The organism is Streptococcus sp. KHUD_013 (assembly GCF_052588545.1).
Map to the genome: position 1 here is coordinate 1,228,248 of NZ_CP186264.1, position 24,494 is coordinate 1,252,741.

Below are 24,494 nucleotides of genomic sequence, written 5' to 3' on the forward strand. Positions count from 1 at the left end.
GATTTCATCAGCTTTTACAGCCCTACTCAACTGTGCGGAGGTGGGACGACGAAATCGAATTCTAACGAATGACCGATTTCTGTCCCACTCTCTTTTCTTACCTTCATTAGGCCAACTTGACACAGAAGGCATCCCAAGGGGCTAATTTTCCGGATTCAAGTACTTGCTCTACCTTGGTATTGGAAATGATGACCTTCTCAACTCCATTAACCAGCGGTAACTCTTGCTCTTGGCTTGAAAGATTGACCACAACCAAATAGGCTTGCTCTCCTTCTACCCGCTTATAGGCAAAGACCTTGTCTGCTGCGTCCACCAATTCATAATGAGCCGTTACAAGCCAAGGCTGCTCTTTTCGTAAGGCAATGAGAGCTTGGTAGGTATAGAATATAGAGTCTGGATCTGCCAGGGCAGCCTCTACATTGATCTCTTTATAGTTTGGGTTGACTGCAAGCCATGGACGGCCTGTCGTAAAGCCAGCTTCTGCTTCATCATTCCACTGCATCGGTGTCCGCGCATTGTCCCGACCAATATGGCGGATCTGATCCATGATTACTTCAAGTGGCACTCCTTTTTCTAAGGCTTCATGGGCATAGTTGATTGACTCGATATCTTCTACGTCCTCAAGGGTCTCAAATGGATAATTGGTCATTCCAATTTCTTCGCCTTGATAGATATAAGGAGTTCCCTTCATCAAGTGAAGCAGAATAGCCAAAGCCTTGGCGGATTTGACCCGATAGTCGCCATCATCCCCCCAAGTGGACACAATCCGTGGGAGATCATGGTTGTTCCAAAAGAGCGAATTCCAGCCTTCTTCTGTCCCCAATTCTGTCTGCCACTTAGTGAAAATTTCCTTTAATTTAGGCACATCCAATTCCTTGGCGTAGTGCCATTTTGGTTGCCCTGGTTGGTATTGAAGACCGATGTGTTCAAATTGGAAGACCATGGACAATTCTTGATTTTTTGGATTGGAATATTGCTTGGCAATCTCAGGTGTCGCCCCCCACGTTTCCCCTACCGTAAGCAAATCCTTGTCTCCAAAGGTAGCGCGATTCATCTCTTTCAAGTAAGGATGGAGCATGGGACCATTGCTGATGATTTCCTGATCTGGGATCTTGCCGATCATATCGATGACATCCATACGGAAGCCACCAATGCCCTTGTCAATCCAGAAATTCATCATGTCATAAATCTGATGACGAAGCTCCTCGTTTTCCCAGTTGAGGTCTGGTTGCTTCTTGCTAAAGTTATGCAGATAATATTGACCAGAGGCCTCATCAAATTCCCAAGCAGAACCACTAAAAGCAGAAATAATACCATTTGGCTCATCCCGCCAAATATAGAAATCCCGCTTAGGGCTGTCTGGATTTTCACGCGCTTCGATAAACCAAGCATGCTCATCAGAGGTATGGTTGACCACCAAGTCCATAATGATTTTGATCTTGCGTTTATGGCCTTCTGCGATCAATTCTTCCATATCTTCCATGCTACCAAAAATGGAGGCAATATCCTCGTAATCCGAGATGTCATAGCCGTTATCATCCATGGGACTCTTGTAAACTGGTGAGAGCCAGATGGCTGTAATCCCTAATTTTTCCAAGTAGTCTAGCTTGCTCGTGATCCCCTTGAGATCCCCTATGCCATCGCCATTACTATCCTTGAAACTTTTTGGATATACTTGGTAAATTACGGCATTATGCCACCATTTTTGTTCCATTTTCTCTTCTCCTTTATGATTGTGAAATCACTTTCATTTTACAAAAATAGGGGTGAAATTGCAAGAATTTACAAGTCTTCATTCTCTTCACTGGAATAAATCACTTCAAAGAGACGTTGACGCAAACCTTCCTCTAAAGGCGTAATGATCTTCATCAACTGTTTCCAATCCTTGGCTGTTGAACAAGCCACAAACAATTCATTCTTCCTATCGTAGGGCAGGTTGGCAGATTTCAAGAGCTCAAACATCCGATCTTCTTTGGCAGTAGGACGCGATTGCAACACACCCATCGCAATCTCCTGACTGTGATTGTCCACTAAGATAGGGGCTGTCTCAAAGGTATGGAGGAAGAACCGGTGCTGTCTCTTTTCAGGAAGCAGCGTTAGATCACCTGTTAAATCCAGCCTAATCTTTCTTTCATCCCAATTGACAGTTAGGCGGGTTTCAACCCGGTTATCTCCTTCTCCTTCAACGAGTACGAAGGAACGATTGTCACCTGGGAAAAGATGCCAGTCCAGCATTTCCGGGAGCTCTACCCCTGTCTGCGGTTGTGCATCCATAGGGATGATGGCTCCTGCACGCGCAAAGACCGGAATATCCTGGCTAGCTCTAAAGACTGTGAGTTTGCCTTTTCCTTCGTACTTCCAATCATGGAAGAAATCATACCAAACTCCGTTTGGGAACCAAACACTCACAGAAGCACTATGAAAGACAGGATCCAGAGCCTCTGTAATTGGGGCCACCATGAGTTCACTGCCAAAGAAATATTGATTTTTAGCCTCATAAGCATCTTCTTGGTTTGGATAATGGTAATAAAGGGGTTGAACCAAAGGCAGTCCTTCTTCATGCGTCGCCACATTCATGGTGTAAAGATAAGGTAGTAAGCTGTGGCGCAGGCGCAAATACCGCTTCATCAAGCGACAGGTCTCAGGTGAGTAAAACCACGGTTCCTTGCTATTAAAGGCATTACAAGAACTATGGAGACGATTGATCGGGCTAAAGACCCCAAACTGCAACCAGCGAAGAGCCAAGTCTTCATCATAGTAACCCCGCATATGGCCACCAATATCGTGACTCCACCACGTGTAGCCGATATTTGAAGCTGTGCTGGTAAAATAGGGTTGAAAGGCTAGGGATTCCCAAGTCACAATGGTATCCCCTGAAAAACCGATTGGATACCGGTGGCTTCCAGGTCCCCCATAACGTGATAAGATGAGACCAGCTTGACCTGTTCGGCAATTGTCTAGATAATGATAGTGATTTAACAACCAAAGGGGATCCATCTTGCCATGACTTCCCTGTTGCCAATCAATCCACCAAAAGTCCACTCCTTGATTTTCCAAGGGATGGTGGACATCTTCGAAATAAGCTTCGCGAAAGGCTGGACTGTAAAAGTCAAAGCTAGCCGCTTCTTCTTTTTCCGCATCTAATCCCAAGCGTTTTGCGACCATGGGGTAAGCATCTTCAAAGGCGCGAATGCCATCGGCTGGATGGACATTTAAGGTCACCTTTAAACCACGCTTATGCAAACCATGTAAGAAGGCAGCTGGATCAGGAATCAAGTTCCGGTTCCAACTATAGCCCGTCCAACCACTTCCAAAGCGAGCAGGAATCGCCGTCTTGTGCCAGTCCATATCGATCACGCTGACAGCTAGAGGTACCCCTTCAGCCTTGAAACGATCCATCAAATCTGTGTATTCCTGACTGGTATAAGGCCAATACCGGCTCCACCAGTTTCCCAGAGCATATCGTGGCAAGAGGGGTGGCTGTCCCGTCAGATGGTAAAAATCTTTCAAGGCCCCTAGATAATCGCGCCCATATCCGAAGAAATACAAATCCACTTCTGGACATGGCCGTGCTCTATATCCGCTTTCGACATCATACAAATAAGAAGCAGAATCGTCTAAAAGAGCATAGCCTGCTTTGCTTAAAATCCCATCTTCCAACTCCATAGCTCCATCGACCTCATCGAGCGTCCGACTGGTCCCCTTTAAGGTCTCAGGCCGATCCCCATAGTGCCATCGGCTACCATAGACTGCATACTGGCCCTTGAGTTCGATAAAAAGCCGATCCGGTGCAAAAGGTCCCTTTTCAAAATGAAGGTGGAGATACTCCGTATGCAGATCGAGGACCTCTTCGGTCTCTGTGATCTCACAAGAAACTGGTCCAAAATCTCTATCTTGCACAACTTGCGTCTGTCCATCCTCAAAAACACCATTCTCTGAATATTCCAAGCGCACCAAAGATTCCGTTAACACGGAGATTCGGTAGTGCTCTCCAACTATCACTGGTCCTGCCATTTGTTTTTTCTCCTCTTTTTATAAGGCATCTAACTTGCCCCTCTTTTCATCTACTTCGTTCTACTGTGTAAGCGTTTACGATTTTACTATAGCATTCAAAAAAAGGCCTGTCAACACTTGACAAAGCCTTTCCTAAAATTTTATAAGATCAACTTCCCCAATTGATCAAGAGATTCTTGACGACCTTGAGGACGGATGTTAGGTGAAATTATCCAGTGGATGATTTCAGCAATCCAGGAAGTTCCATGACTAAATCAAGATACAAAGGGCGTCTGCGGATAAAGTCAAAATAGGGAGCTGGACAGAAGCACTGTTGTATAGGATTGCTTCGTTGTCCTGCCCCCACAAGGCTAATTAGGATTCTACCGAGCTAAAAGGTGAGAGAAGAATTCAATCAGCTACTGTGTCTTGGATTTAGTACTAATGTATTTTGCGCTTTTGACACGATCCGCAGCCCGTGTTCAATTAGTTTTAAGCCACTTCGCTTTTTAATTTATAGTCTTAAAACTCCCGAGTGTTTGAAACAATCATGTTTCAAACACTTTTCTCACAGCGGATTGTCGAGCAAGACGCAGTGGTTGAGTGGGACGACGAAATCGAATTCGAACGAATGACCGATTTCTGTCCCACTCTCTCTATTATGATTGACTATTCTTCTTCCACCAAACGTTTAAACTCCGTTTGAATTTCTGTATTTTCTGTTGGTTTTAAGTACATGACTCCACCATTAGTCGTCGGTGAATGAAAGACAATCGTTTCTCCTGTATTGGTTATCGCAAAGAAGTAACTATGAACATCCGGGTATTTATCCCAATTGCTATAACGCTCTACAATTCGGTACTGGGCATTACCGAGACCTGTATCCGTATACTCGGCATTCATTTTCTCACTTGGTCCATCATCCCTAAGTGTATAGAGGTGGTCAGGCCCTACATCCCCTCCTGCGATTCCCTTCTGATAATTGGGTTGTCCTAGTTTTTCTCCCCAGTCTTTTATAAAAGCTTCCAGTTTCGCTGATTTGTTAGCGTTCCAAGGAGCTTTCAATTGTGTTTCTGATTTAGTTGTACGACCAGAAACTTCAAATTCCTGCCAATCGAGACCTCTTAAATCAATTTGATCGGATGCATTTTTTCCAAAATCAGCTCCAAGATCATTTGCTTGTATTTGAATCTCTTTTTCTTGGAAGATAGTCGCTTGCTCTTGCTTGGCATTAAGTCGATAAAGAGTCCCATAACCTTGCCCCGTTCCCGAGGACCAGCTAAGCTCTAGAACTTCTCCTCCTTTATAGACAAGCGCAGCATTTCTTGCTCCACCATGACCTGCCACGAACCCTTCTGCCAAAAGGACAGGTTTCCCAGCTTGCAAATAGTAAAGACCGGTTAAGAAATATTTGCCACTCACATTTAGATCTGCAATCAACAGTTCCTCTATCCCATCATTATTCAAATCCGCAAAGGCATAGCGCATTTCATCTGCTTGGTTAACTGCATTCTCGATTGCCCAACTATTGATTGGACGCTCAGTTGCTTGTAAACTTTGATAGAGACTTGCAATACTTGCTGTATCCTTTGGAGAGGTCAAAATCTTTTGATAATCCTCAAATATGGGCTGGTACAACTTCTTGTAATCCTTTTTCACCTCTTTTTTAGTAACTTTTTTACCGGAAGATGATATCGACGATGTTTCCAAGCTGTTATTCAACTGACTAGAATGTCGGGGAGTCCGTTTGCTACAACCAACCGTAATAAGTCCTGCTAGTAGAAGAATGAATGCTCCTAATTTCTCTTTTCGTTTCATAAGTTTCTCCTTTTGTGTCATCCTTGATAGCTGTACTTTTCTCTTTATATTATACCAAAAAAGAAGGCTACACCTAATAATTTGTGTAAAACCTTCTGATTATCTTTGATTTAATTCGGATTTTTTTGCTCCCGCTGATTTTGATGATCCTGATTTTCAATGTGTTGCTTGATCAAGGCGACCACTTCATCATTGGTCGGAAGGTCTGAGTGTTGAGCATCCTCTCCTGTCACCGTAATCTCTGTATAACTGGCTGCTTGATTTTGATAGATATACTTACCAGCTGACACACTAGCATCCGGAACCAACTCATCCGAGTCATAGGTAATGGTACCAGCTACCGAATACATATGAAGGGTTGTCGGAATAGCTTCTCTGTTCTTTATAAAGTCTGCCAACATCTCTGATTTATTTTTGATGTTGGTCTCGGTAAAGTTATAAGGGGTCCCAATGGTCATGAGGGTCTTGAGATCCACGTCATAATCCCCTAGATAATTTTCAATAAAGGCTGTATAAATCAAGCCTCCATTGGAGTGGGCCAGTCCCTTAAAGTTATTGAAGTTATATTTTTCTTGCAAGGCTTCAAAGGCTTGGTTAACCATCTTGGCTTGCTTTTTGATATTGCTGTAGCCATCCTTGTTGTTTTCAAAACCAAGGACGATAATCGGTTCATTGTCCTTGGCATCGATACTCCCACTATAAGTAATGGTACCATCATTCCAGACCTTGACCTTGAGCAGGCTGTGTTTGGTTCCTTGCCGGTCTTGGTTGAGCTTAGTCACCAAGCCATCAAAGCGATTTTCCGTCGCGGAACTTCCCGGGATCATGATGATGGGAGACAATTTTGAATTATAAAATTTCTCGATTTTTGAAACATTGGTTCGAGTCCAGCTATAAGAAGGCACGGCCAAGCCAATCAAGAAAAGGCAGACCAAGGTGAAGACCAGCGCTGTTTTTTTAGAGATTTTCATGGCTTCCTCCTTCTTCTAGCAAATCTTTCCGAACTTGGTTGCCCATACGGACAAAGGGAATATAAAGGGCTACGTCTAGGGCAAAGCAGAGGAGACTCACAGCTAAAGCTCTCAGGCTTCCTCCCGTCCCAATAAAAGCATAAAGGATGCTTGGTGTCCCATCTGGCACTGGATAGACAGCTGCTGGCATCAGTTTGAAGCACAAAGCCAGAGCTGCAATTCCCATATTGACCAAGGGGATCAATAAGAAGGGAATCACATATAACAGGTTGAGGAGGACTGGGATTCCTACCATAAAAGGAGCGCCATTGTTAAAGAGGCTTGGAAAGATACTAAGGAAACTAACTTTCTTGTCCTTTTGACTTCGTGAAACCAGTAAGATTGCAACCAAAAGCGCTAGGACGGCACCAACTCCTGCCACCATGCCATAACTGCGGTACAAATTGGTCAAGGTGTAGAGATAAGGAATGCCAGTCGTCGTATGATTGGTGACGGCATAAGTCAGATTTTCCAAGGCAAAACTATCATCCGCTATCGAGTTCAAGGCAAAAACCTGACTGTTTCCTACCCAACCCGATAAGCCATTCAAGAGTCCCATGACAAAAGTGGATAGGAGGTGATGACTGGTCACGGTCAGTGAACTGAAAAACTGACCGATGGTCTGAAAGACACGGTACTGATTGCCCAGGACTAAGAGGCCATTTAAACTGACTCCTAAGAGCAGAGACAAGAAAATCGGACGTACAGTCTTGGGTTGATAAATAAAGTCTTTATTGACGATTTGGTCGTCACTGGCTTTGGAAAGACGAAAAATCTGGCCAACTAGGTAACCTAAAAAAATCGCCAAGAAAATATTGGTCGTCGCAGGTAGATTGATGTGAGATAGTTGCCCATCGCGAAGAGGCCCCATCAATAATCCCTGTGAGCTAACAAGAAAACTGACCATAAGAGCTGTCACACCAGCCGTTCCTGTACTTCTCCCATAATGTCCAGCTGTATATTTCCCTGCAAAATAGGTTGCTAAAGGTCCAGCCAAACCACTTGTAAAATTAGAAAGATTGGACAAGACTTGACCCGTGAGCTGAAACCCTGGGAACCAGTCCGAAACAGAAAAGAGCATATTTATATAGCCTCTATCTGAAAAGAAGGACTGGGAAATCACGCGAACAATTGCTGAGAAAAGTAAAAATGGAAAGAGAGATACCAAGGTCTTCTGGGTGATTTGTACAAATCCACGCTCTCGAAACCTGAGAAATTTTTGCACCAAATATTTTATCATTCTTGCTCCTACTATCCTTATTGACCCGTTAGGTGACATTACTCGTGCACACCCTTCTGTTTTCTTCATTATAGCATATTCCCCCACACAAAAACTCAAGCCAACTGACTTGAGTTTCCTCCTTATCGATCATTGTAGCCATCTGGATGGCTACAATGCCAAGTACAGGGTATTAAGTGGAATAGCTAGAGGAGAGAGGGTTATAGGGAGAGGTTTTTCAACTCTTCCCGCACTTGCATTAAGAGAAGACCTAGCTTGTTCTTCCCAGAGCCATCTCCACCATCAGCCCAGTAAGCGTCGTTTTGCGTATGTTCGATGATGATGGCATCTCCTGTCGCCAGCAATTCCCTTGCAATTTCTGGATTTTGGCTAAATTTCATCCGAAGTGCCTGGAGCATTACCTCATCTTTGACCTCTTCCCAATCTGATCTCAAGGGATTTTTACGATTGCGTCCCTCCAAAGCAGCATCCATTGGAGATGCTATCTGACGAATTTTCTCTTGAATTTGGGGTACTAAAAACTTTTGTGCTTGAAAATAATGCTCTGATGTTGGCCAGATTTTGCTACCATCTGAAAAAGGGTAGGGAGCAAAATTGGACATAAAACCATAATCATCATTTACTTTATAAAATTTAATGTCTTTCACCTTTATCCTCGATTCCAAAAACTCCCAATGATTTTTGCTTTTCTTTTAATAACTGTGTCACATAATCAGGCTCTACCTTGAGGAATAGTTTCAAGGTATCATGAATTCGCCAATAATTATCCTCAGGTTTGTCCATAATAGTTGAAAGGAAGTGTTTCAGGTAGGGGATGTATTCAGAAAAACCATTATCCTCAACTAAATAGTAAAAATATGAAATATGATAATAACTGTTACCTGCCTGATCTATAATATGACAGACATAAGGAAATATATCTTTCCTCGCTTGATCGCCATTACCACTATCTGACTGAGTAGCCCAATAGCTAATAAGAGCATCCAATATGATCCGATTGGTATCATCATAGCCATACAGACGATGCGAAATCATCCACTCTAATTGCCCTCGACTGAACATCTGAGTCAAGATATCAAAGCCTTCTCTAATTCCCCAAATGGTCAATAATCTAGAGGCTTGATAGCGTAAATAGTCATCATCACTGTCCAATAATGAAGTCAACTTTTGAATCGTTTCTTCAGGAACATCCTCTAGATCAACATCTTCCAATATATCTGCATAATCAACCTCTTCAGGGACTTTATAAAATAAATCTTTTACTTCTTTATTGTTCATCACTTCTCCATTATTCGGGGAATTATTTCAACATCAATCCTCTAAAGTCACTTGAAAAATATCTTCCCCTCTTTTCATTCTTTCTTCCATTTCTTTCCATTCAATCATTAATTTATACAGTTCTTCGGTTGAAATGAAGCAAGGGTCTCCAAGGTTTTCATCATCTATTTGATAATATACTTCTGTTTCTTCTTTGCCTATATCAATATTGAGCATATTACCGCCAAAGTCTGATTCTTCTTTTTGACCAGTAACAACTGCTTCCAATTCTTTATAAATATGAGGGTAAAAATTATGAACCTCAATGATAATAAAATCACCTAAAGTTTGATAGTTTTCATCCAAAAATTTTATTGATAATCTAATATCACCGTCAGGGTATTTAAATATTCCATATTCTCTTTTTAACATTTGTTACGTCCTATATTCTTCTATTTATTTACTGCTAGGTAAAGTTAGAATCAACTGTTTTTAAATTATTAAAGTTTAAAACTATCTTTCAAATCTTCATATTCCTCATCATTTAAATCCAGCAGCATGATAGTTACTAGTCTTTCGTCTTGAGAAAATCCTAAACAGACTCTCCCGTTAACCAAATAAAATACTTCTTCTAGATCGATTAACTGGATCTTTAACTTATCTTTAGACAATGATACTTCAAATGACTGGTCTAGATCATGTAGAGCACTGTTAAACGAAATATCATCAAGAAAAATAGGGCATCCTTGTTTCATTTCTACGTTTTTTAGAGATAGTTTCTCAACTAAGCTGACGTTTGATGCTTGAACTAGAATAATATTGGTTAATTGATAAGAGGTTGCATCCAATCCAATTTCGAGCAAGTTTTCGCTTTTTACCAAACGAAAATAATTCTTATCTGAATAAGGAGGTATATTGGTTACTTCAATCGAAAGAGGAGTATAGTAGTCTACTTGGACATTGTAAGGATGTTGTATCAAGCGACTTAATTTCAACATAATAAATTCCTTTTGAGGATAAAGAATCCTTTATTTTGAATTGCAAAATTACTGAGCTATCTCAGACCAGAATGAAATCTGCGTCAAATCTGTTAGTGCAGTTTCCTGTGTTATTGTTTTCCCTTTTAAAAAATCTGTTAAACTTGCTGAATAATAAATAATTTCTGATCTAACAATTGAGAATACTGGTGAAACCGCAGTAGGTGCACAAGCAATATATCGATGGCCAACTATCGGCATTAAGTTTGGCGCAGATTTCATTTTACTTTTTATAAAATGATGAACCTCATGAATGGTATTTGGACATTCTCCCCAGTTATCATTCCATTCAATATCACCTATTTCATCCATAATCTCCCCCATCACTTCTTTCATTTGTTTCTTTAAATAGTCAGTATTTTCTCTTGAAAAATCTGCCCAGTTATGCCATCCAATTGGGAGTTGTTCAAGATCACGATATACTTTCTTAAATTCAAGAGGCAAAACCACCCCATAAATTTCTTCAATTTTTGTAAAGACACCATCTGTATATTTGCTAATCATAGGCCACCATATTCTATTAAATGTTTGATAGTGATCCTCAATAAACCAAATTGAACCATCATCACCAATGACTATTCGTTCAGGGCCCCGAGATTTATCTTTTTGATAAAGATTATGTTACCTTAAAGCAGCTCCATAAAAATTTATACCATTTTTCAATTTTCCACTATGTAAACTTGAAAACTCTTGATCTTACCGCCAACAACATGTTTTTCAACATCACTTTCCCACCAAGGAAGAACATCTTCTTCCAAAATTTCTAAAAATAAGTCTTTAGAAGATAAGTCATCTTTTAAGAAACTATCATAATTTTCAAAGATAAAGCTGTATTCTTCAGCTTTTATCCATGAGAGGTCCGATAGCCAATCCGTAATAGACGACCAATTATTCGTATCGGGAAGTCCGACAATTTTTTCAAGAAAATGAAATAGCTCTTCTTTGTTTTGGATCTGCTTCCCATCAAAAATTGCTACAAAGCCACTAAAAGGCAATCGATCTTGCATTTCAAGTTTCGTAATATTATGAATTTTATTTTTCATTCTTTCAAAGCTCTCACCATCTCTTTCTCGGAATGGTAGTTTTTTATTGACATCGAATTCATTTATGGTCACTGGAAAAATATCTTCCTCTCTTTTCATTCTTTCTTCCATTTCTTTCCACTCAATCACTAATTTATACAGTTCTTCGGTTGAAATGAAGCAAGGATTTCCTAAAAGTTCTTCCTCAAATTGGAAGTAAACTTCTGTTATTTCTTTTCCAACTTCGATCCCCAATAAATTACCATCAAAAGCGTACTCTTCCATATTTCCAGAAATGACATTCTCCAAAGCTTTGCGAACATCCGGATAAAAATTATGAACTTCCGAATTTAAAAAATTCGACAGGGATTGAAATTTTGGATTAGTAAACTTCAAAATCAGCATCTGATCTGTTTGCTCATTTCCAAAAACAACTACGGAATACGTTCTTTTCATCATTTTTACCTCTGTGGCTTCTGCATTCTTTCAATTTAAAATACAATTAACTGAATTATTCCCAGTTGTTTGAAATAATATATTCCCTCACCATCCATTTTCGTGATAAAATTTATCAACTAATTTCCAATCATAATGAGAAATTGCTGAATGTTTATCAACATTCCTTACGTCAACTCCCGCTATCATAATGACGTGTTCATCCATTTCACTATTTTCCTTAAATCCTATTCTACCAAAATATGCCCATGAATTCATACCAAAACAAAAAGAGCAGCAAACTGAGCTACTCTCCATTTAGTTTATTTTTCGACCATACCGCCTTTGATAAGACTGTCTTTCGTTACTGAATAACTAACTGTTTTGTCATCTAGGGGATTAAAGCCTGGTACGATTTCTTTTAATTTTTTCAAATCGATTTTTGTGTAATCAATGGTATTGCGGATATAAAAGATTCCATCTTTGTATTCTGATGTCAGTTCAAATCCTTGTCCCATCAAATCTTTGAACATTTCTTGGCTCTTAGCAACGGCTTCTTTCATGGATTCAAGAGGGTTTTCACCAGGAACTTTTGAGACGTCGTAATCATCAACTTTTTCTTGTACTAACAAGGTATCTCCCTTGTAATACAAGGTTACAGTGGACTTACCTGCTTCATCACTCGATTCAAGAACCGTTTTTTGAGCACCTGCTAGTGCATCCTCTTTTTGGCTTTCATCCGTTGATGACTCTTTTGTCTTCTCTTTAGCGGATGATTTGCTTGTTGCTTTACTAGTCGCCTTAGTGGACGATGGACTAGTAGATTTTGTACTCTCTTTTTGTGCGCAACCAGCTAAAAGAAGACCCGCTGTCAAGAAGACGGCTAACATTTTTGTGGTTTTATTCATTTTGAATACCTCACTTTTTTATGATGGTTAGGGAAATGACTGATGTCTGAAACGAGTCATTTAGCAAGATCAACTGTCGTTTTAGATGTTATTAGAAAAGCCTCAAAAATGATGTTCGCAGTCCCTCCTTATCGATCATTGTAGCCATCTGGGTGGCTGGAATGCCAAGCCCAGGCTGTTTGGATGATGGTTTCGATATTGTCAAATTTTGGTTGCCAGCCGAGGATGGCACGCGCCTTCTCAGATGATGCGATCAAGGTATCAGGATCTCCTGGTCTACGATCAGCCAGCTCAAGTGGGATCGGATGTCCGGTCACCTTGCGAGCTGCTTCAACGATTTGAAGATTGGAGAATCCGGTTGAAGATCCTAAGTTAAAAGCAGTCGATGGGTTTCCATTTCGAAGATACTCCACCGCTAAAAGATGGGCATCCGCCAAGTCAAATGGATGGACATAGTCCCGAACATTGGTGCCATCTGGTGTCTGGTAGTCATCTCCAAAAATAGAGATTTTCTCGCGTTTGCCTTGGGCTACTTGCAAGACGATTGGCAAGAGATGGGTCTCTGGTCCATGGTCTTCTCCGATAGATCCGTCAGGCTTAGCACCTGCTACATTAAAGTAACGAAGGGGCACATACTTGATGCCGTAGGCTTGATCAGCCCAACGCATGATGGTTTCCATCATGAGCTTGCTTTCGCCATAAGGGTTGATTGGTTTTTGCGGAGTGGTTTCAAGAATCGGAATTTCTTCTGGAATGCCGTAGGTGGCAGCAGTCGAAGAAAAGACGATGTAGTGCACCCCACATTCATGCATGACTTCCAAGAGTTTGACCATGCCTGCTGTATTGTTGTCAAAATATTTCAATGGATCTGCCATAGACTCAGCGACCAGTGAGTAGGCCGCAAAGTGGATGACCGCATCGATATCTTCGTGTTCTTTAAACACAGTGCGCATAAAGTCTTGGTCCGCCAGGTCTCCTTGGTAAAAGACGGCATCTGGATGCACCGCTGCACGGTGGCCTGTGACCAGACTATCCACCACGACGACTTTTTCCTGTCCTTCATTGACCAAGCGGTCCACCATATGGGAACCGATATAGCCAGCTCCTCCGAGTACGAGTATTGCCATTTGTTTTCCTTTCGCTTCTTTGTCTTCTCTCTTATTGTACCAAATTTCTGCCGCTTCTCCACACTTAAAGTGTCGCAACAAAGCGTCTAAAGGCCGCTTGACCTTCTGCGGTTCGCTTGTAGACACCAGCATCTTCAAGCACGCGCGCAAAGATCTGGCCAACCGATTCACAGACAAGGGTTTCTGCCTCTGCTCCATCTGTGATGGCTGGGTGAGTAGCTTTCAAATCATCTGCCCAAGCCTGGTGGTAGGTTGCCACTGTGCTCTCACGTCCAAGCAAATAGTCTTGAACCTGCTTGAGCTCTTCCTTGAGGCGAGGTGGCAAAATGGCCAGGCCCATGACTTCGATCAGGCCGATATTTTCTTTTTTGATGTGTTGCACATCCGCATGTGGATGATAAATGCCATCTGGATGCTCTGGTGAGGTTTGGTTGTCACGGAGCACCAAGTCCAATTCATAATGCCCATCACGAATCCGTGCAATGGGGGTAATGGTATGGTGAGGCTGACCATCGGATACCGCTAAAACTTGAACGGCTGGATCCGAGTAGCCTCGCCAGGCTGTTAGGATATGGTCTGCCAGGGCAATCAATTGCGCCTTGTCGTCTGATTGCAAACGTAGAACCGACATGGGCCAGTTGACAATCCCTAGCGATACAGCCTCAAAGCCCTCAATGGTAAAACTTTCCTCAACAGGAGCTAGCTCCATAGGGAAGGTGTGGCGTCCGCCTTGGTAATGATCATGAGTCAGGATAGATCCCCCTACAATGGGCAGGTCTGCATTGGACCCTGCAAAATAGCCTGGAAAAGTCTCGACAATGGTCAAGAGTCGCTCAAAAGTCTTGCGACTAATGGCCATGGGAACATGCTGGCTATCGAGGAAAATGCAGTGTTCATTGAAGTAGGCATAAGGGGAATACTGAAAGCCCCAGTCATGACCGTCCATGTCAAAACGGATAATCCGATGATTGGCCCGGGCTGGATGGTCTAGGCGACCTTGATAGCCTTCATTTTCAAAGCACAATTGGCAGGCTGGATAATGACTGGCTTTGGCAAGCTTGGCCGCTGCAATGTCTTTAGGATCTTTTTCAGGTTTTGACAGATTGATGGTGATTTCAAGAGAACCGTAGGGAGTTTCTGCCTCAAAGGCAATGTTTTGTGCAATCGCTTTGACTTTGATGTAATCATTGCGCTTAGAAAGGGCATAGAAATCAGCAATCGCATCTTCTTTAGACTGACGGTAGGTCTCCCAGAAACGATGGTTGACCTGACTAGGGCTAGGTGTAATCCAATCCATCAACTCTGCACCCAAGCTGTCCTTGGCGGCCATGCTATCTTGAATCATATTATTTGCAACCGCAATCTCCACCAGCTGATCTTTGAGCGCAATCAAGTCTTCTTTTTGGGCTGGGGCGTCTAGCCCCTCTTCTCCAACGCGACTCATGACGCGATTTTTTAGATAAATCCGATCCATCTCTTCGTAGTCACTGGCCTTAATGACGGCTGTGACAAATGCATCCAAAATTCCCTGATTCATTCATTCTCCTTCTTACGTTTTAAATAGTCTCTGACACAATCTAAATCCTGGAAAACTTGTTCTGCTTTAGTTAAGAAAGACTGTGCTGGTACTTTTAAATCTGGAACACATATGACTGGGATTCCAGCCCGATAGGCTGCTTCAATCCCTGCTTCACTATCCTCTAGCACTAAGCAATTCTCTGGTAAAGCATTCAAATCACTACAAGCCTTTAAAAATATATCTGGGTAAGGTTTACTTCGTTTGACATCTTTTGCAAAAACTAAATGGTCAAATAAGGACAGGATCCCATTGCTATCCAAGATCATTCTAGCCCGAGATTCAACACTTGAAGTTGCTAGGGCGATTGGGATGCCCTCTGTTTTCAAAAAAGTAAGTAAATTCTTAGCACCTTTTTTTAAATGAACACCTTGGGCTAAGATTTTAGCTTCCAGTTCATAGACTTTAGCCAAGGTTTGGTCAAAGTTCCATGGTAAATCATAGGTATCCAAAAATCGTTGAACATTCTCCTCTTCCCTATGTCCACTGTAGTCTCTAGAATAAGTTTCTTCTGTGAAAGGAATTCCAAAATCTCTAAGCAATTCTTGATAAACTTTTAGAGAAATGATTTCAGTATCGGCTAATAAGCCATCTAAATCAAATATTACAGCTTCCATTATTATCACCTAGTCTAAAACTCGTGTCCCTGCCGCAACTTCTGCAATATAAAAGCTAGGCGCATAGCCAACGACTTCTTCATAGCGGTTGCCGACAGCTTCTTCAAATGCTTCAACTTTATCTTTGTTTACAAGGGCGATGGCGCAACCACCAAAGCCTGCTCCTGTCATACGAGCGCCCAAGACACCTTCTTGTTCCCAGGCTGTATGCACCAAGGTATCTAATTCTAGACCAGTCACTTCGTAGTCATGCTCCAAGGATACGTGGGAAGCATTCATGAGACGGCCAAAGCCTTCCAAATCACCTGCTTCAAGAGCCTTACGAGCTTGGAGGGTCCGTTGGTTTTCAAGTACAGCATGACGAGCCCGTTTGATGCGATTTTCATCCTTGATCAAGTAGCTGTAGGCATCAAAAGCCCAGAGATCCAATTCCCCTAAAGTTTGGATATCCAGTTTTTCTTGGAGTTCAGAGACGGCTGTTTCACATTCCGCACGGCGTTCATTGTATTTTGAATCCGCTAATTCCCGGCGTTTGTTGGTGTTCATGATGACCACGACATTGTCTTTGAGGTCCAGCGGTACCAAATCATACTCTAGGGTGTTGGTATCGAGGTAAATAGCCCGTTGATCAGCTCCCATACCGATGGCAAATTGGTCCATGATCCCAGAGTTGACTCCGATGAAGTGATTTTCGGTTTGTTTACCGATCTTGACCAGATCTAGACGATCTAAGTGAAGATCATATAGTTTCTCAGCGATGACGCCAATCAAGAGCTCAAGCGATGCTGAAGAAGAAAGACCGGATCCATTTGGAATATTGCCGTAGACATAGACATCCATACCGCTATCAATAACATGACCCGCTTCTTGCAAGAAATGGAGCACACCTTTTGGATAGTTGGTCCAGTTGTGTTCTTTTTCAAAGTGGAGATTTTCAAGTGGAACTTCAATGATTCCCTTGTCTTCAAAGTTTCCTGAGAAGAAACGCAAGACCTTATCCTCACGCTTTCTTGCTGCTCCGTAGGTACCAAGTGTGATAGCTGCTGGGAAGACATGGCCACCATTATAGTCAGTGTGTTCACCGATCAGATTAATCCGTCCTGGTGAAAAGAAAGTGTGGTCAGCCTTTTCCCCAAAGACAGCCTGGAATTTTGCTTGTAAATCTTGAGATGTGATTGTTGTCGTCATGAGAAACTCCTTTAGTTTTGTAAACGTTTTTATACTTGTATTATATCTGATTAGAAGTAAAACTTCAAGTATTTTTAGTAAAATTTTATTCATTTTTCATTTCATGCCCAAAAAGGCTATAAAAAAAGCCTTTTCATCCGATCGTAACTTCTATTTCTATCTTGCTTTTTTGAGCTAATTTTAGTAAAAGTTTACCAAAAAATCTCAATTGGGAGATTACCCAATTGAGATTCTTAAAGGTTCTAAAACACCATTTCTTGACCATTTTCTGTCACTTGGTAAGTGCCCTCAGCAAGATCGATTCGGGCTACTGCTGTGACAGTCTGGTCTTTATTTTGGCGCGTAATGACAATGGTATGTTCATCTGGTGTTTCCACCTCAATGCTTCCTTCTAAGTCAAAAGCTTGCGAGTTGTTCCGGAAACTAAAGAGCTTGAGAAGGGATTGCACGACTGGTCGCTCTACTTCTTGAGCAATTTCTTCATTGCTGTAATAATGACGGTTAATATTGCGGCCTTCTTTGGTGTTTTCTAAGAGTTCCAAATCATTCTTCCCAGCTAAGAATCCAACATAATAAACTTGTGGAATACCTGGTGCAAAGGCTTGAATCAAACGGGCTAGGAAGTACTTGCGATCATCATCTCCGAGCGCTGAATAGTAGGTCGAATTGATTTGGTAGATGTCCAAGTTGTTGTATTCTGCTGTGGAATATTTGCGTTTAACATTTGCTCCCACCTTATAGAGTTCATTTGAAGCATAGTCAATCTCTTCATCTGTCAAGATATCCTTGACATCGACCACGCCAATCCCGTCATGGGTATCCAGCGTCGTGAACTGCTTCATGGGGCTCATCTTCAACCACTTGGCAAGGCGCTCCACTTTTGAGCTATAGAGGCTATAGAGGGTTACCATGGGTAGCGCGAAGTCATAGACATAATAGTCGTGATCAGCAATCTTAAATTGGATGGAATAGTGCTCATGAATCTCTGGAAGAAGCTCAGCACCGTAGCCTGCTGCCATATCGCGCACCTTATCCAGCAAGTCCCAAATGTCTGGCTCCACGAAGAAATCATTGGTGTCCAATTTCTTGACTGCATAGGCAAAGGCGTCCAAACGAATGAGGTCACAGCCATTGCTTGCCAGATGTTCGATGGTCTTGCGAATAAAGTCCATGGTCACTTCCTTGGTCACGTCTAGGTCAATCTGCTCTTCCCCAAAGGTATTCCAGAGATGCTCAGTCGTCCCATCCGCAAAAGTGATAGCTTGTTTAGGAGCTCGGTCTTTCCGCTTATAAATCAAATCTACATCTGCTTGAGTCGGACGATTCTCCGGCCAGAACTTGTCCCAGTTGAGGAAGAGATCCTTGTAGGCACTTTGGTCGTGATTTTCTTGGTAGTCTTTATAATACTTAGACTGACGGGAAATGTGATTGATCATAAAGTCAAACATGAGATAGTACTTGTCGCCCAAGCGTTTGACATCTTCCCAATCCCCAAAAGCTGGATCCACTTGGTCATAGTCTACAGGCGCAAAGCCTCGGTCACCAGTTGATGGGAAAAATGGCAAGAGGTGTACTCCACCTACTGCATCCCCAAAGTGCTTCTCCAGATTTTCATAGAGATCCTTAAGGTTATTTCCTAAGCTATCTGAGTAAGTAATTAACATGGTTTTATTTTGAATTGGCATAATGGTTTCCTTTTCTTTATTTGAAAGCCAAGTCTGAAGAGACCTGGCTTTCTTGAGTTTTTCTATTTTAGAATTGCTTTCTAGGATACGATTGAAATCAGCAAGCTGAATCGTCCCTTTGTATCTTAATTGAACACGGGACTTATTCTTAGGAAAAAAGATAAATCTCCTTGTGTGCAAGCACACTACGTCAATTTCCTATATTTCCTCAGCCGTTACTACTTCAGTAGTTTACGGATGTGGATGCCCTAGGGTACTACAGAAATTTTCAGCAAGCTGAATCGTCCCTTTGTATCTTAATTGAACACGCCCTAAGCTCTGTGTGAAAAAGATGAATCTTCCAAGAAGCTGAAGCTTCTTATTCAGATTCCCTATTTTCACTGTGAGCTTTTGACGGGCTTTGTATCTTCTTATTTCACTGCGCCGTTGCTCATTCCTGCGATGATATGGCGTTGGAAGAAGAGATAGACAATGGTGATACTGATAATACCGACCACGTAAGAGGCAAAGCTTGGTCCGTAGTCGTTGAAATATTGACCTGCATAGTTGTATTGGAACAAAGGCAAGGTCCACATTTTTGAATCGCGGTTCAAGACAAGGAGTGGCAACATGAAGTCATTCCAGAACCAAAGGGCATTGATAATCATCGTTGTCGCATGCATCGGTTTCATCATTGGGAAGATGATGCGGAAATAGGTTGTGAATTTATTAGCCCCATCGATCTCTGCTGCTTCATCCAAACTTTCTGGAATGGAGATTTTGATATACCCTACATAGAGAAAGAGGGTCTGTGGAATCGCATAGGTCAAGTAGAGCAAGATCAAACCAAAGGTGTTAGCCAAACCGAGTTTACTCATCATAACCGTTATCGGAATCATGATGACTTGGAAAGGTACGAAAATCCCAAGGATCAAGAGGGTGTACATGATAGTAAAGGCTTTTCTCTTACTCATATTACGTGCAATGGAGTAGGCTGCCATGGGGATAAAAATCATTACTGCAAGTAAAGACAAGACAGTGATGACGACAGAGTTCCAATAATAGCCTCCGATCCCATCAGCCAAGAGACGGCTAAAGTTGTCCCATGTGAAATTTGTCGGGAATCCAAAGAAATTGTCTACGATATCCTTGGTGGGTTTGAAGGAACTAAAGAGGGTGGCAAGGAGCGGCACTAAAATCAGAACCGATCCTAGAATCAATAGAATATATTTGCCAATCAAGGCTTTTCTTTCATCTTGTTTCATCGTGCTTCTCCTCTTAAATTTCAAATTTCTTAGATACTCTCAATTGGATGATTGAAATCACTACAATCAAGAAGAACAAGATTACGGCAATGGCATTGGCATAACCGAATTGGTTGTTTTTAAAGGCATAATTATAAACCAAGAGCCCAAGTGAGGTTGTGGCATTGTTTGGACCACCACCAGTCATGGCAAAGACTTGGTCAAAGGCGGTAAGCCCACCTTTTAGGGCTAGGATAAAGACCATAGAGACACTTGGTAGCAAGTAAGGCAATTCAATATTCCAGAAAACTTGCTTGCTCGTCGCACCATCGATTCTTGCTGCTTCTGTAATTTCAGTTGGAATAGATTGCAGACCAGCTAAGAATATAATGATGGGCATAGCCACTCCTTGCCAAAGAAGGACAAAGACAGCTGCGAAGATTGCTCCCCACTTAGTCCCTAAAAGACTGGTTTGGAGAAACTCGATATGAAGTGCATTCCCAATCGCTGGTAGACCATAGTTGAAGACTTGTTTGAAAATCAGAGCCACTGTCAAACCGGACAAAACTGCTGGGAAGAAGAACCAAGCACGGAAGAAGGTTTGCCCTTTGATTTTAGAGTTCAAGACACGCGCAATGAAGATCCCAAGGGCAATCTCACCAACTACCATGGCAATCGTGATGATCGCAGTAAAGCCAATGGCATTCATGAATTTTGGATCCATAAAGAGGAGCTTAAAGTTGTTTAAGCCAACAAATTTGTAGTTATAGGTCAAACCTGTCCAGTTGGTAAAACTGTAAAAGGCTCCTTGGAACATTGGCACATAGAAGAAAATTGCTTGTAATAAGAGGGGAATGACCACAAAAGCCCATGCCCAATATTTTTGTAATACTTTTTTCATCGTCTCTCTACTCCTAATCCACATCCGCTTTCATCGGGTTAAAGAAGGCATTCAAATCATTGACCATTCCTTGTTTATCACCTGTCAAGACATAGTTCATCGTCAAGGTATGGAAGTCTGCTTCACTGGTCCAGTATTGTTGCAACCACACCAAGTGACGATCCGTAAAGGCATATTTGGTCATCCCAGCAAGCGGTGAATCCTCTCCTGCTTGTTTGACCCCTTCGATCGCTGTTGGCGATCCGTCCACATCATAGTACTTTTGCATGACTTCTGGACGGGTCATGTATTCCACAAAGGCATTGGCTTCTTTTGGATGTTTGGTAGTGGCTGAGATAGACCATGCCAAGTCTCCCGCACCAACGGTTAAGCTTTGTCCTTTTTCTTTCCCTGGAATCATGAAAGTCCCAACCTTGAATGTCGGTTTTTGTTCATTGATCGCTGTGATCGCCCAAGACCCATTTGGTGTCATGAGGACATCTCCACGCGCAAAGGCTCCGATAACGTCTGTATAACCTGCACCTTCCCAGTTCTTTTGTTTAGAACCATCCATGCGAAGGATATCCATGACCTTGATGTCATCTTTCATAATCGGATCAGACAATTTAATAGCATTTGGTTGAGAATAACGAAGGTATTGATTTGCTTCTTTTCCTCCACCTGTTGCTGTCGCAAAGGCTAATTGATTATACCCATTGAGCGTCCAAGCATCTGCACCTGCAATTCCAAATGGTGTTTGTCCTTTTGCAACGATGTCTTTGACTAACTGTTCAAATTCATCCCAAGTTTCAGGAACCTTCAAGCCCAACTCTTCAAATTTATCTTTGTTGTAGTAGATTCCGTAAGCATTGGCTGTGAAAGGAACGTTGTAGACTTTTCCGTTTACAGCATATTTTTCAGCGTAGCCGTTTTTTACGCGTTTCAAATAGTCTTTATTACTTAAATCTTCGAAAACACCCGCTTTCGCCCATTCTTGCAATTCGATGGACTGTGGGTAAATATTAACTACATCTGGTACATCTCCTGCGAGAACACGTGTTTTCAATACTTCACCTGCGTTTGGTACATTGACGACTTTGACCTTGACCTTTGGGTTTTCCTTTTCAAAATCACGCGCGATTTCTTCCAAGGTTTTGGTCATTTCTTTTTTCTGGTTGAAATACTCGATGGTCACTGTACCATCCGCAGATTTTCCATCGTTAGAGCAAGCACCGAGCCCAAACAAGGCTAAGCCTGTTGTCGCAAGAAGTCCGATTTTTTTATACCATTTCATTTGGCTATCTCCTTTTATTTTTTGACAAAAACATATTGTTTAGTGAGGAAATCTCCCTGAGGAAGAACGACGGTTAAGCCGGCATACATGAGCTCAGCTCCTGAATAGACTTGATCTGTCCCTTCTAAGCTATAGAGCGCATCTTCTTCCAAACCCTTGAGTTTCAGGGTCGGCTCGATCTCTTCAACCGTTGATAAGACTCGTACATAGGTTACAACCGTACGGTCTTGATAGGTGAACTGGACGGCTGCTTGATTGCTACCTTGGCTTGGATTGATCAAGCGGTAGTGTTTTCCGAATTGAACAACTGGTCGAATCGTTTTGTAATGAGCGACTTGAGCTGCGATCCTATCCAACTCTTCTTGCGGAAGACTGGTTAGATCCAATTCATAGCCTAGATTTCCCATCATGGCTACATGACCTCGCGTTTCAAGTGGTGTCATCCGTCCCATCTGGTGATTTGGAACAGCTGATACGTGAGCCCCCATGGAAATAGTTGGATAGAGATAACTGGATCCATACTGGATTGGAAGTCTGGCAATGGCATCCGTATTGTCACTTGCCCAGACCTGCGGGAAGTACCGCATCATACCAAGGTCATTGCGGCCACCGCCACCGGAGCAGGACTCAAAGAGGATATTCTCGTACTTCTCTGTTAAGTAAGAAACCACTTCATAGAGACCTAAGATATACGCATGGGATTGCATCTTGGTTTCAAGGTAGGTTTGCCCATTCCCAAGCTTAGTGATATTGCGGTTCATGTCCCATTTGATATAGTCGATCTCATGATTTCCAAGTAAGTTATCCAAGACCTGCTTAATATAAGCCACTACTTCTTTATTGGAGAAATCAAGTACTAGTTGATTCCGTGAATAGGTGTGTTCATAGCCTGGGACTTGAATAGCCCAGTCCGGATGAGCCCGGTAGAGGTCGCTATCAACAGAAATCATTTCCGGCTCCACCCAAAGGCCAAATTGAAGTCCCTTGTCGTGGATGCCCTGGATCAATTCTGCTAGACTTCCTCCTAATTTTTCTTCATTGACAGTCCAGTCACCAAGGCCCCGATTGTCATCATAACGATTGCCAAACCAGCCATCATCAAGAACAAAGAGTTCAATCCCCACTTTTTGAGCCTCATCTGCCAGCTCCAATAATTTGTCTCTCTTGAAGTCAAAGTAGGTGGCTTCCCAGTTGTTGATAAGAATCGGGCGTTCTTTATGGGCAAACTGGCTAGGAATGATATGGTTTTGGACAAATGCTTGGCTCTCTTGACTGAGACCGGTCAAGCCCTCATGTGAATAGCTAATCATGGCTACTGGCGTATCAAAGCTCTGATTTGGCGCTAACTTCCAGGAGAAATTTTCTGGATTGATTCCCAATCCAACGCGAACTTCATTGAGTTGATTCTTTTGAACAAATCCTTCAAAATTTCCACTGTAGAGCAGTTGGAAAGCAAGAGCAGAACCGGCATCTTCTGTCACTTCATGGTCAGCAAGAATAAGGGCAGGAGTCTGAGCGTGTCCAGAAGCACCACGATTGGAGCTGATGGAGAAGATTCCTTGCTCTACTTGCTTGCGGCGGACTGTTTTTTCTCTCGCATAGGCCCCTTGAAGGGTCATGACATCATAGTCACCTGCTGGGACATCTGCCAACACACTAAGAGCCTTGTGGATCACAACCGTTTCATCACTATAGTTTTCAATCTTTGAAAAGCTAGTGATGGTTGCCCGGTCCTCGTAGGCTGTGTAGTATATGGTCAAACGAAGAGCCGCTTGATCATCTTCAAAGACCAAGGCCAAGGTTTCAGCCTGATCTACCGAGTAAGGATTAGGAAGGCCGGTCGCCTCGACACTACCAGAGTAGATATTGGCTCCGACATAGAGGAAATCCGTCACCTCTGTGGCGCCGTGCTGGATCTGGATCGACGGTTTTCGAAAATCTCCTAGTCCGTGCTGGCCCAAGACCTGTCTCTGGGTATCTAGGCTAAAGATACGATTGTCAGGTGTGAGATTTCCTGAGAAAGCATGGTCCTTCTCATGCACGGTATTGGAAAAATGATAAGACGGGATCGGACGTCCCAGATGCTTAAGCATCAGGTAGCCATCGCGATTTTCAAGGATAAGGCTCAATCCCTTACTTTCTACATAGAACAAATTTTGTTCAATACGAATTGCCATGTCTTCC

Annotated in this window: 21 protein-coding genes and 1 pseudogene; all 22 read right to left on the reverse strand. The window is 42.4% G+C overall.

The genetic code is table 11. The annotated features are described in order from the left end of the window. Window positions 1-106: 106 nt before the first annotated feature. The 22 genes and pseudogenes from ACOXXR_RS05770 to ACOXXR_RS05875 all read right to left on the reverse strand — a co-directional run bounded on the left by ACOXXR_RS05770 (window position 107) and on the right by ACOXXR_RS05875 (window position 24,487). Complete coding sequence (locus ACOXXR_RS05770) at window positions 107-1,714, reverse strand: alpha-glucosidase (RefSeq protein ID WP_445278249.1); 1,608 nt, start codon at window positions 1,712-1,714, stop codon at window positions 107-109. A gap of 68 nt (window positions 1,715-1,782) precedes the next feature. Then, the gene (locus ACOXXR_RS05775; protein ID WP_445278250.1) at window positions 1,783-4,014 is read right to left on the reverse strand and encodes a TIM-barrel domain-containing protein; all 2,232 of its coding nucleotides are present in this window, start codon (window positions 4,012-4,014) and stop codon (window positions 1,783-1,785) included. Window positions 4,015-4,662: 648 nt separating this feature from the next. Next, entirely contained in the window at window positions 4,663-5,811 is a 1,149-nt protein-coding gene (locus tag ACOXXR_RS05780) for a DUF4767 domain-containing protein (protein ID WP_445278251.1), read from the reverse strand. 110 nt (window positions 5,812-5,921) lie between these two features. Beyond that, entirely contained in the window at window positions 5,922-6,782 is an 861-nt protein-coding gene (locus ACOXXR_RS05785) for an alpha/beta hydrolase (RefSeq protein WP_445278252.1), read from the reverse strand. Then, window positions 6,769-8,061, reverse strand: coding sequence for a PTS transporter subunit EIIC (locus ACOXXR_RS05790; RefSeq protein WP_445278253.1), 1,293 nt, complete (start codon window positions 8,059-8,061; stop codon window positions 6,769-6,771). The genes ACOXXR_RS05785 and ACOXXR_RS05790 overlap by 14 nt, the downstream gene beginning before the upstream one ends. 200 nt (window positions 8,062-8,261) lie before the next feature. Beyond that, window positions 8,262-8,708 (reverse strand): NADAR family protein, encoded by a 447-nt coding sequence (locus ACOXXR_RS05795; protein ID WP_445278254.1) that lies wholly within the window; start codon window positions 8,706-8,708, stop codon window positions 8,262-8,264. Next, window positions 8,695-9,339, reverse strand: coding sequence for a hypothetical protein (locus ACOXXR_RS05800; RefSeq protein WP_445278255.1), 645 nt, complete (start codon window positions 9,337-9,339; stop codon window positions 8,695-8,697). Before ACOXXR_RS05800 ends, ACOXXR_RS05795 begins: the two co-directional genes overlap by 14 nt. 33 nt (window positions 9,340-9,372) lie before the next feature. Beyond that, the gene (locus ACOXXR_RS05805) at window positions 9,373-9,750 is read right to left on the reverse strand and encodes a hypothetical protein (protein WP_445278256.1); all 378 of its coding nucleotides are present in this window, start codon (window positions 9,748-9,750) and stop codon (window positions 9,373-9,375) included. Between the two features lie 68 nt (window positions 9,751-9,818). Next, on the reverse strand, window positions 9,819-10,316 hold the full coding sequence (locus ACOXXR_RS05810; protein ID WP_445278257.1) for a hypothetical protein: 498 nt from the start codon (window positions 10,314-10,316) through the stop codon (window positions 9,819-9,821). Window positions 10,317-10,364: 48 nt separating this feature from the next. Beyond that, window positions 10,365-10,859 (reverse strand): hypothetical protein, encoded by a 495-nt coding sequence (locus ACOXXR_RS05815; RefSeq protein WP_445278258.1) that lies wholly within the window; start codon window positions 10,857-10,859, stop codon window positions 10,365-10,367. A gap of 155 nt (window positions 10,860-11,014) precedes the next feature. Continuing rightward, the gene (locus tag ACOXXR_RS05820) at window positions 11,015-11,398 is read right to left on the reverse strand and encodes a barstar family protein (protein ID WP_445278872.1); all 384 of its coding nucleotides are present in this window, start codon (window positions 11,396-11,398) and stop codon (window positions 11,015-11,017) included. A gap of 57 nt (window positions 11,399-11,455) precedes the next feature. Continuing rightward, window positions 11,456-11,836 (reverse strand): annotated as a pseudogene (locus ACOXXR_RS05825) (hypothetical protein); the annotation flags it as partial. A 299-nt stretch (window positions 11,837-12,135) separates the two neighbouring features. Beyond that, complete coding sequence (locus ACOXXR_RS05830; RefSeq protein WP_126404078.1) at window positions 12,136-12,720, reverse strand: DUF1307 domain-containing protein; 585 nt, start codon at window positions 12,718-12,720, stop codon at window positions 12,136-12,138. A gap of 128 nt (window positions 12,721-12,848) precedes the next feature. Beyond that, a complete protein-coding gene (galE, locus tag ACOXXR_RS05835) occupies window positions 12,849-13,847 on the reverse strand; it encodes a UDP-glucose 4-epimerase GalE (protein WP_445278259.1) in 999 nt (332 codons plus the stop codon). 64 nt (window positions 13,848-13,911) lie between these two features. Next, window positions 13,912-15,384, reverse strand: a complete 1,473-nt coding sequence (gene galT / locus ACOXXR_RS05840; protein ID WP_445278260.1) for a UDP-glucose--hexose-1-phosphate uridylyltransferase — start codon at window positions 15,382-15,384, stop codon at window positions 13,912-13,914. Then, window positions 15,381-16,040 carry an HAD family hydrolase gene (locus ACOXXR_RS05845; RefSeq protein WP_445278261.1) on the reverse strand — a complete coding sequence of 220 codons (660 nt, stop codon included), beginning with the start codon at window positions 16,038-16,040 and terminating at the stop codon, window positions 15,381-15,383. The genes galT and ACOXXR_RS05845 overlap by 4 nt, the downstream gene beginning before the upstream one ends. 9 nt (window positions 16,041-16,049) lie before the next feature. After that, the gene (locus ACOXXR_RS05850; protein ID WP_445278262.1) at window positions 16,050-17,228 is read right to left on the reverse strand and encodes a galactokinase; all 1,179 of its coding nucleotides are present in this window, start codon (window positions 17,226-17,228) and stop codon (window positions 16,050-16,052) included. A gap of 242 nt (window positions 17,229-17,470) precedes the next feature. Next, window positions 17,471-18,913, reverse strand: coding sequence for a sucrose phosphorylase (gtfA, locus tag ACOXXR_RS05855; RefSeq protein ID WP_445278263.1), 1,443 nt, complete (start codon window positions 18,911-18,913; stop codon window positions 17,471-17,473). Window positions 18,914-19,323: 410 nt separating this feature from the next. Next, window positions 19,324-20,157: a carbohydrate ABC transporter permease gene (locus tag ACOXXR_RS05860; RefSeq protein WP_021153463.1), complete on the reverse strand. Its 834-nt coding sequence runs from the start codon at window positions 20,155-20,157 to the stop codon at window positions 19,324-19,326. Window positions 20,158-20,170: 13 nt separating this feature from the next. After that, window positions 20,171-21,037 (reverse strand): carbohydrate ABC transporter permease, encoded by an 867-nt coding sequence (locus ACOXXR_RS05865; protein WP_000757161.1) that lies wholly within the window; start codon window positions 21,035-21,037, stop codon window positions 20,171-20,173. Window positions 21,038-21,050: 13 nt separating this feature from the next. Beyond that, window positions 21,051-22,310, reverse strand: coding sequence for an extracellular solute-binding protein (locus ACOXXR_RS05870; protein ID WP_445278264.1), 1,260 nt, complete (start codon window positions 22,308-22,310; stop codon window positions 21,051-21,053). Window positions 22,311-22,324: 14 nt separating this feature from the next. Further along, window positions 22,325-24,487, reverse strand: coding sequence for an alpha-galactosidase (locus ACOXXR_RS05875; protein ID WP_445278265.1), 2,163 nt, complete (start codon window positions 24,485-24,487; stop codon window positions 22,325-22,327). Between the last annotated feature and the right edge of the window lie 7 nt (window positions 24,488-24,494).

Bases quoted from the DNA above. Each gene is read 5' to 3' on its own strand.
- ACOXXR_RS05850 (WP_445278262.1), bottom strand. From the start codon at position 17,228: ATGACGACAACAATCACATCTCAAGATTTACAAGCAAAATTCCAGGCT.
- ACOXXR_RS05820 (WP_445278872.1), bottom strand. From the start codon at position 11,398: ATGAAAAATAAAATTCATAATATTACGAAACTTGAAATGCAAGATCGA.
- ACOXXR_RS05870 (WP_445278264.1), bottom strand. From the start codon at position 22,310: ATGAAATGGTATAAAAAAATCGGACTTCTTGCGACAACAGGCTTAGCC.
- galT (WP_445278260.1), bottom strand. From the start codon at position 15,384: ATGAATCAGGGAATTTTGGATGCATTTGTCACAGCCGTCATTAAGGCC.
- ACOXXR_RS05780 (WP_445278251.1), bottom strand. From the start codon at position 5,811: ATGAAACGAAAAGAGAAATTAGGAGCATTCATTCTTCTACTAGCAGGA.
- gtfA (WP_445278263.1), bottom strand. From the start codon at position 18,913: ATGCCAATTCAAAATAAAACCATGTTAATTACTTACTCAGATAGCTTA.
- ACOXXR_RS05875 (WP_445278265.1), bottom strand. From the start codon at position 24,487: ATGGCAATTCGTATTGAACAAAATTTGTTCTATGTAGAAAGTAAGGGA.
- ACOXXR_RS05845 (WP_445278261.1), bottom strand. From the start codon at position 16,040: ATGGAAGCTGTAATATTTGATTTAGATGGCTTATTAGCCGATACTGAA.
- ACOXXR_RS05865 (WP_000757161.1), bottom strand. From the start codon at position 21,037: ATGAAAAAAGTATTACAAAAATATTGGGCATGGGCTTTTGTGGTCATT.
- ACOXXR_RS05805 (WP_445278256.1), bottom strand. From the start codon at position 9,750: ATGTTAAAAAGAGAATATGGAATATTTAAATACCCTGACGGTGATATT.
- ACOXXR_RS05775 (WP_445278250.1), bottom strand. From the start codon at position 4,014: ATGGCAGGACCAGTGATAGTTGGAGAGCACTACCGAATCTCCGTGTTA.
- ACOXXR_RS05860 (WP_021153463.1), bottom strand. From the start codon at position 20,157: ATGAAACAAGATGAAAGAAAAGCCTTGATTGGCAAATATATTCTATTG.
- ACOXXR_RS05830 (WP_126404078.1), bottom strand. From the start codon at position 12,720: ATGAATAAAACCACAAAAATGTTAGCCGTCTTCTTGACAGCGGGTCTT.
- galE (WP_445278259.1), bottom strand. From the start codon at position 13,847: ATGGCAATACTCGTACTCGGAGGAGCTGGCTATATCGGTTCCCATATG.
- ACOXXR_RS05770 (WP_445278249.1), bottom strand. From the start codon at position 1,714: ATGGAACAAAAATGGTGGCATAATGCCGTAATTTACCAAGTATATCCA.
- ACOXXR_RS05790 (WP_445278253.1), bottom strand. From the start codon at position 8,061: ATGATAAAATATTTGGTGCAAAAATTTCTCAGGTTTCGAGAGCGTGGA.
- ACOXXR_RS05785 (WP_445278252.1), bottom strand. From the start codon at position 6,782: ATGAAAATCTCTAAAAAAACAGCGCTGGTCTTCACCTTGGTCTGCCTT.
- ACOXXR_RS05800 (WP_445278255.1), bottom strand. From the start codon at position 9,339: ATGAACAATAAAGAAGTAAAAGATTTATTTTATAAAGTCCCTGAAGAG.
- ACOXXR_RS05815 (WP_445278258.1), bottom strand. From the start codon at position 10,859: ATGATTAGCAAATATACAGATGGTGTCTTTACAAAAATTGAAGAAATT.
- ACOXXR_RS05810 (WP_445278257.1), bottom strand. From the start codon at position 10,316: ATGTTGAAATTAAGTCGCTTGATACAACATCCTTACAATGTCCAAGTA.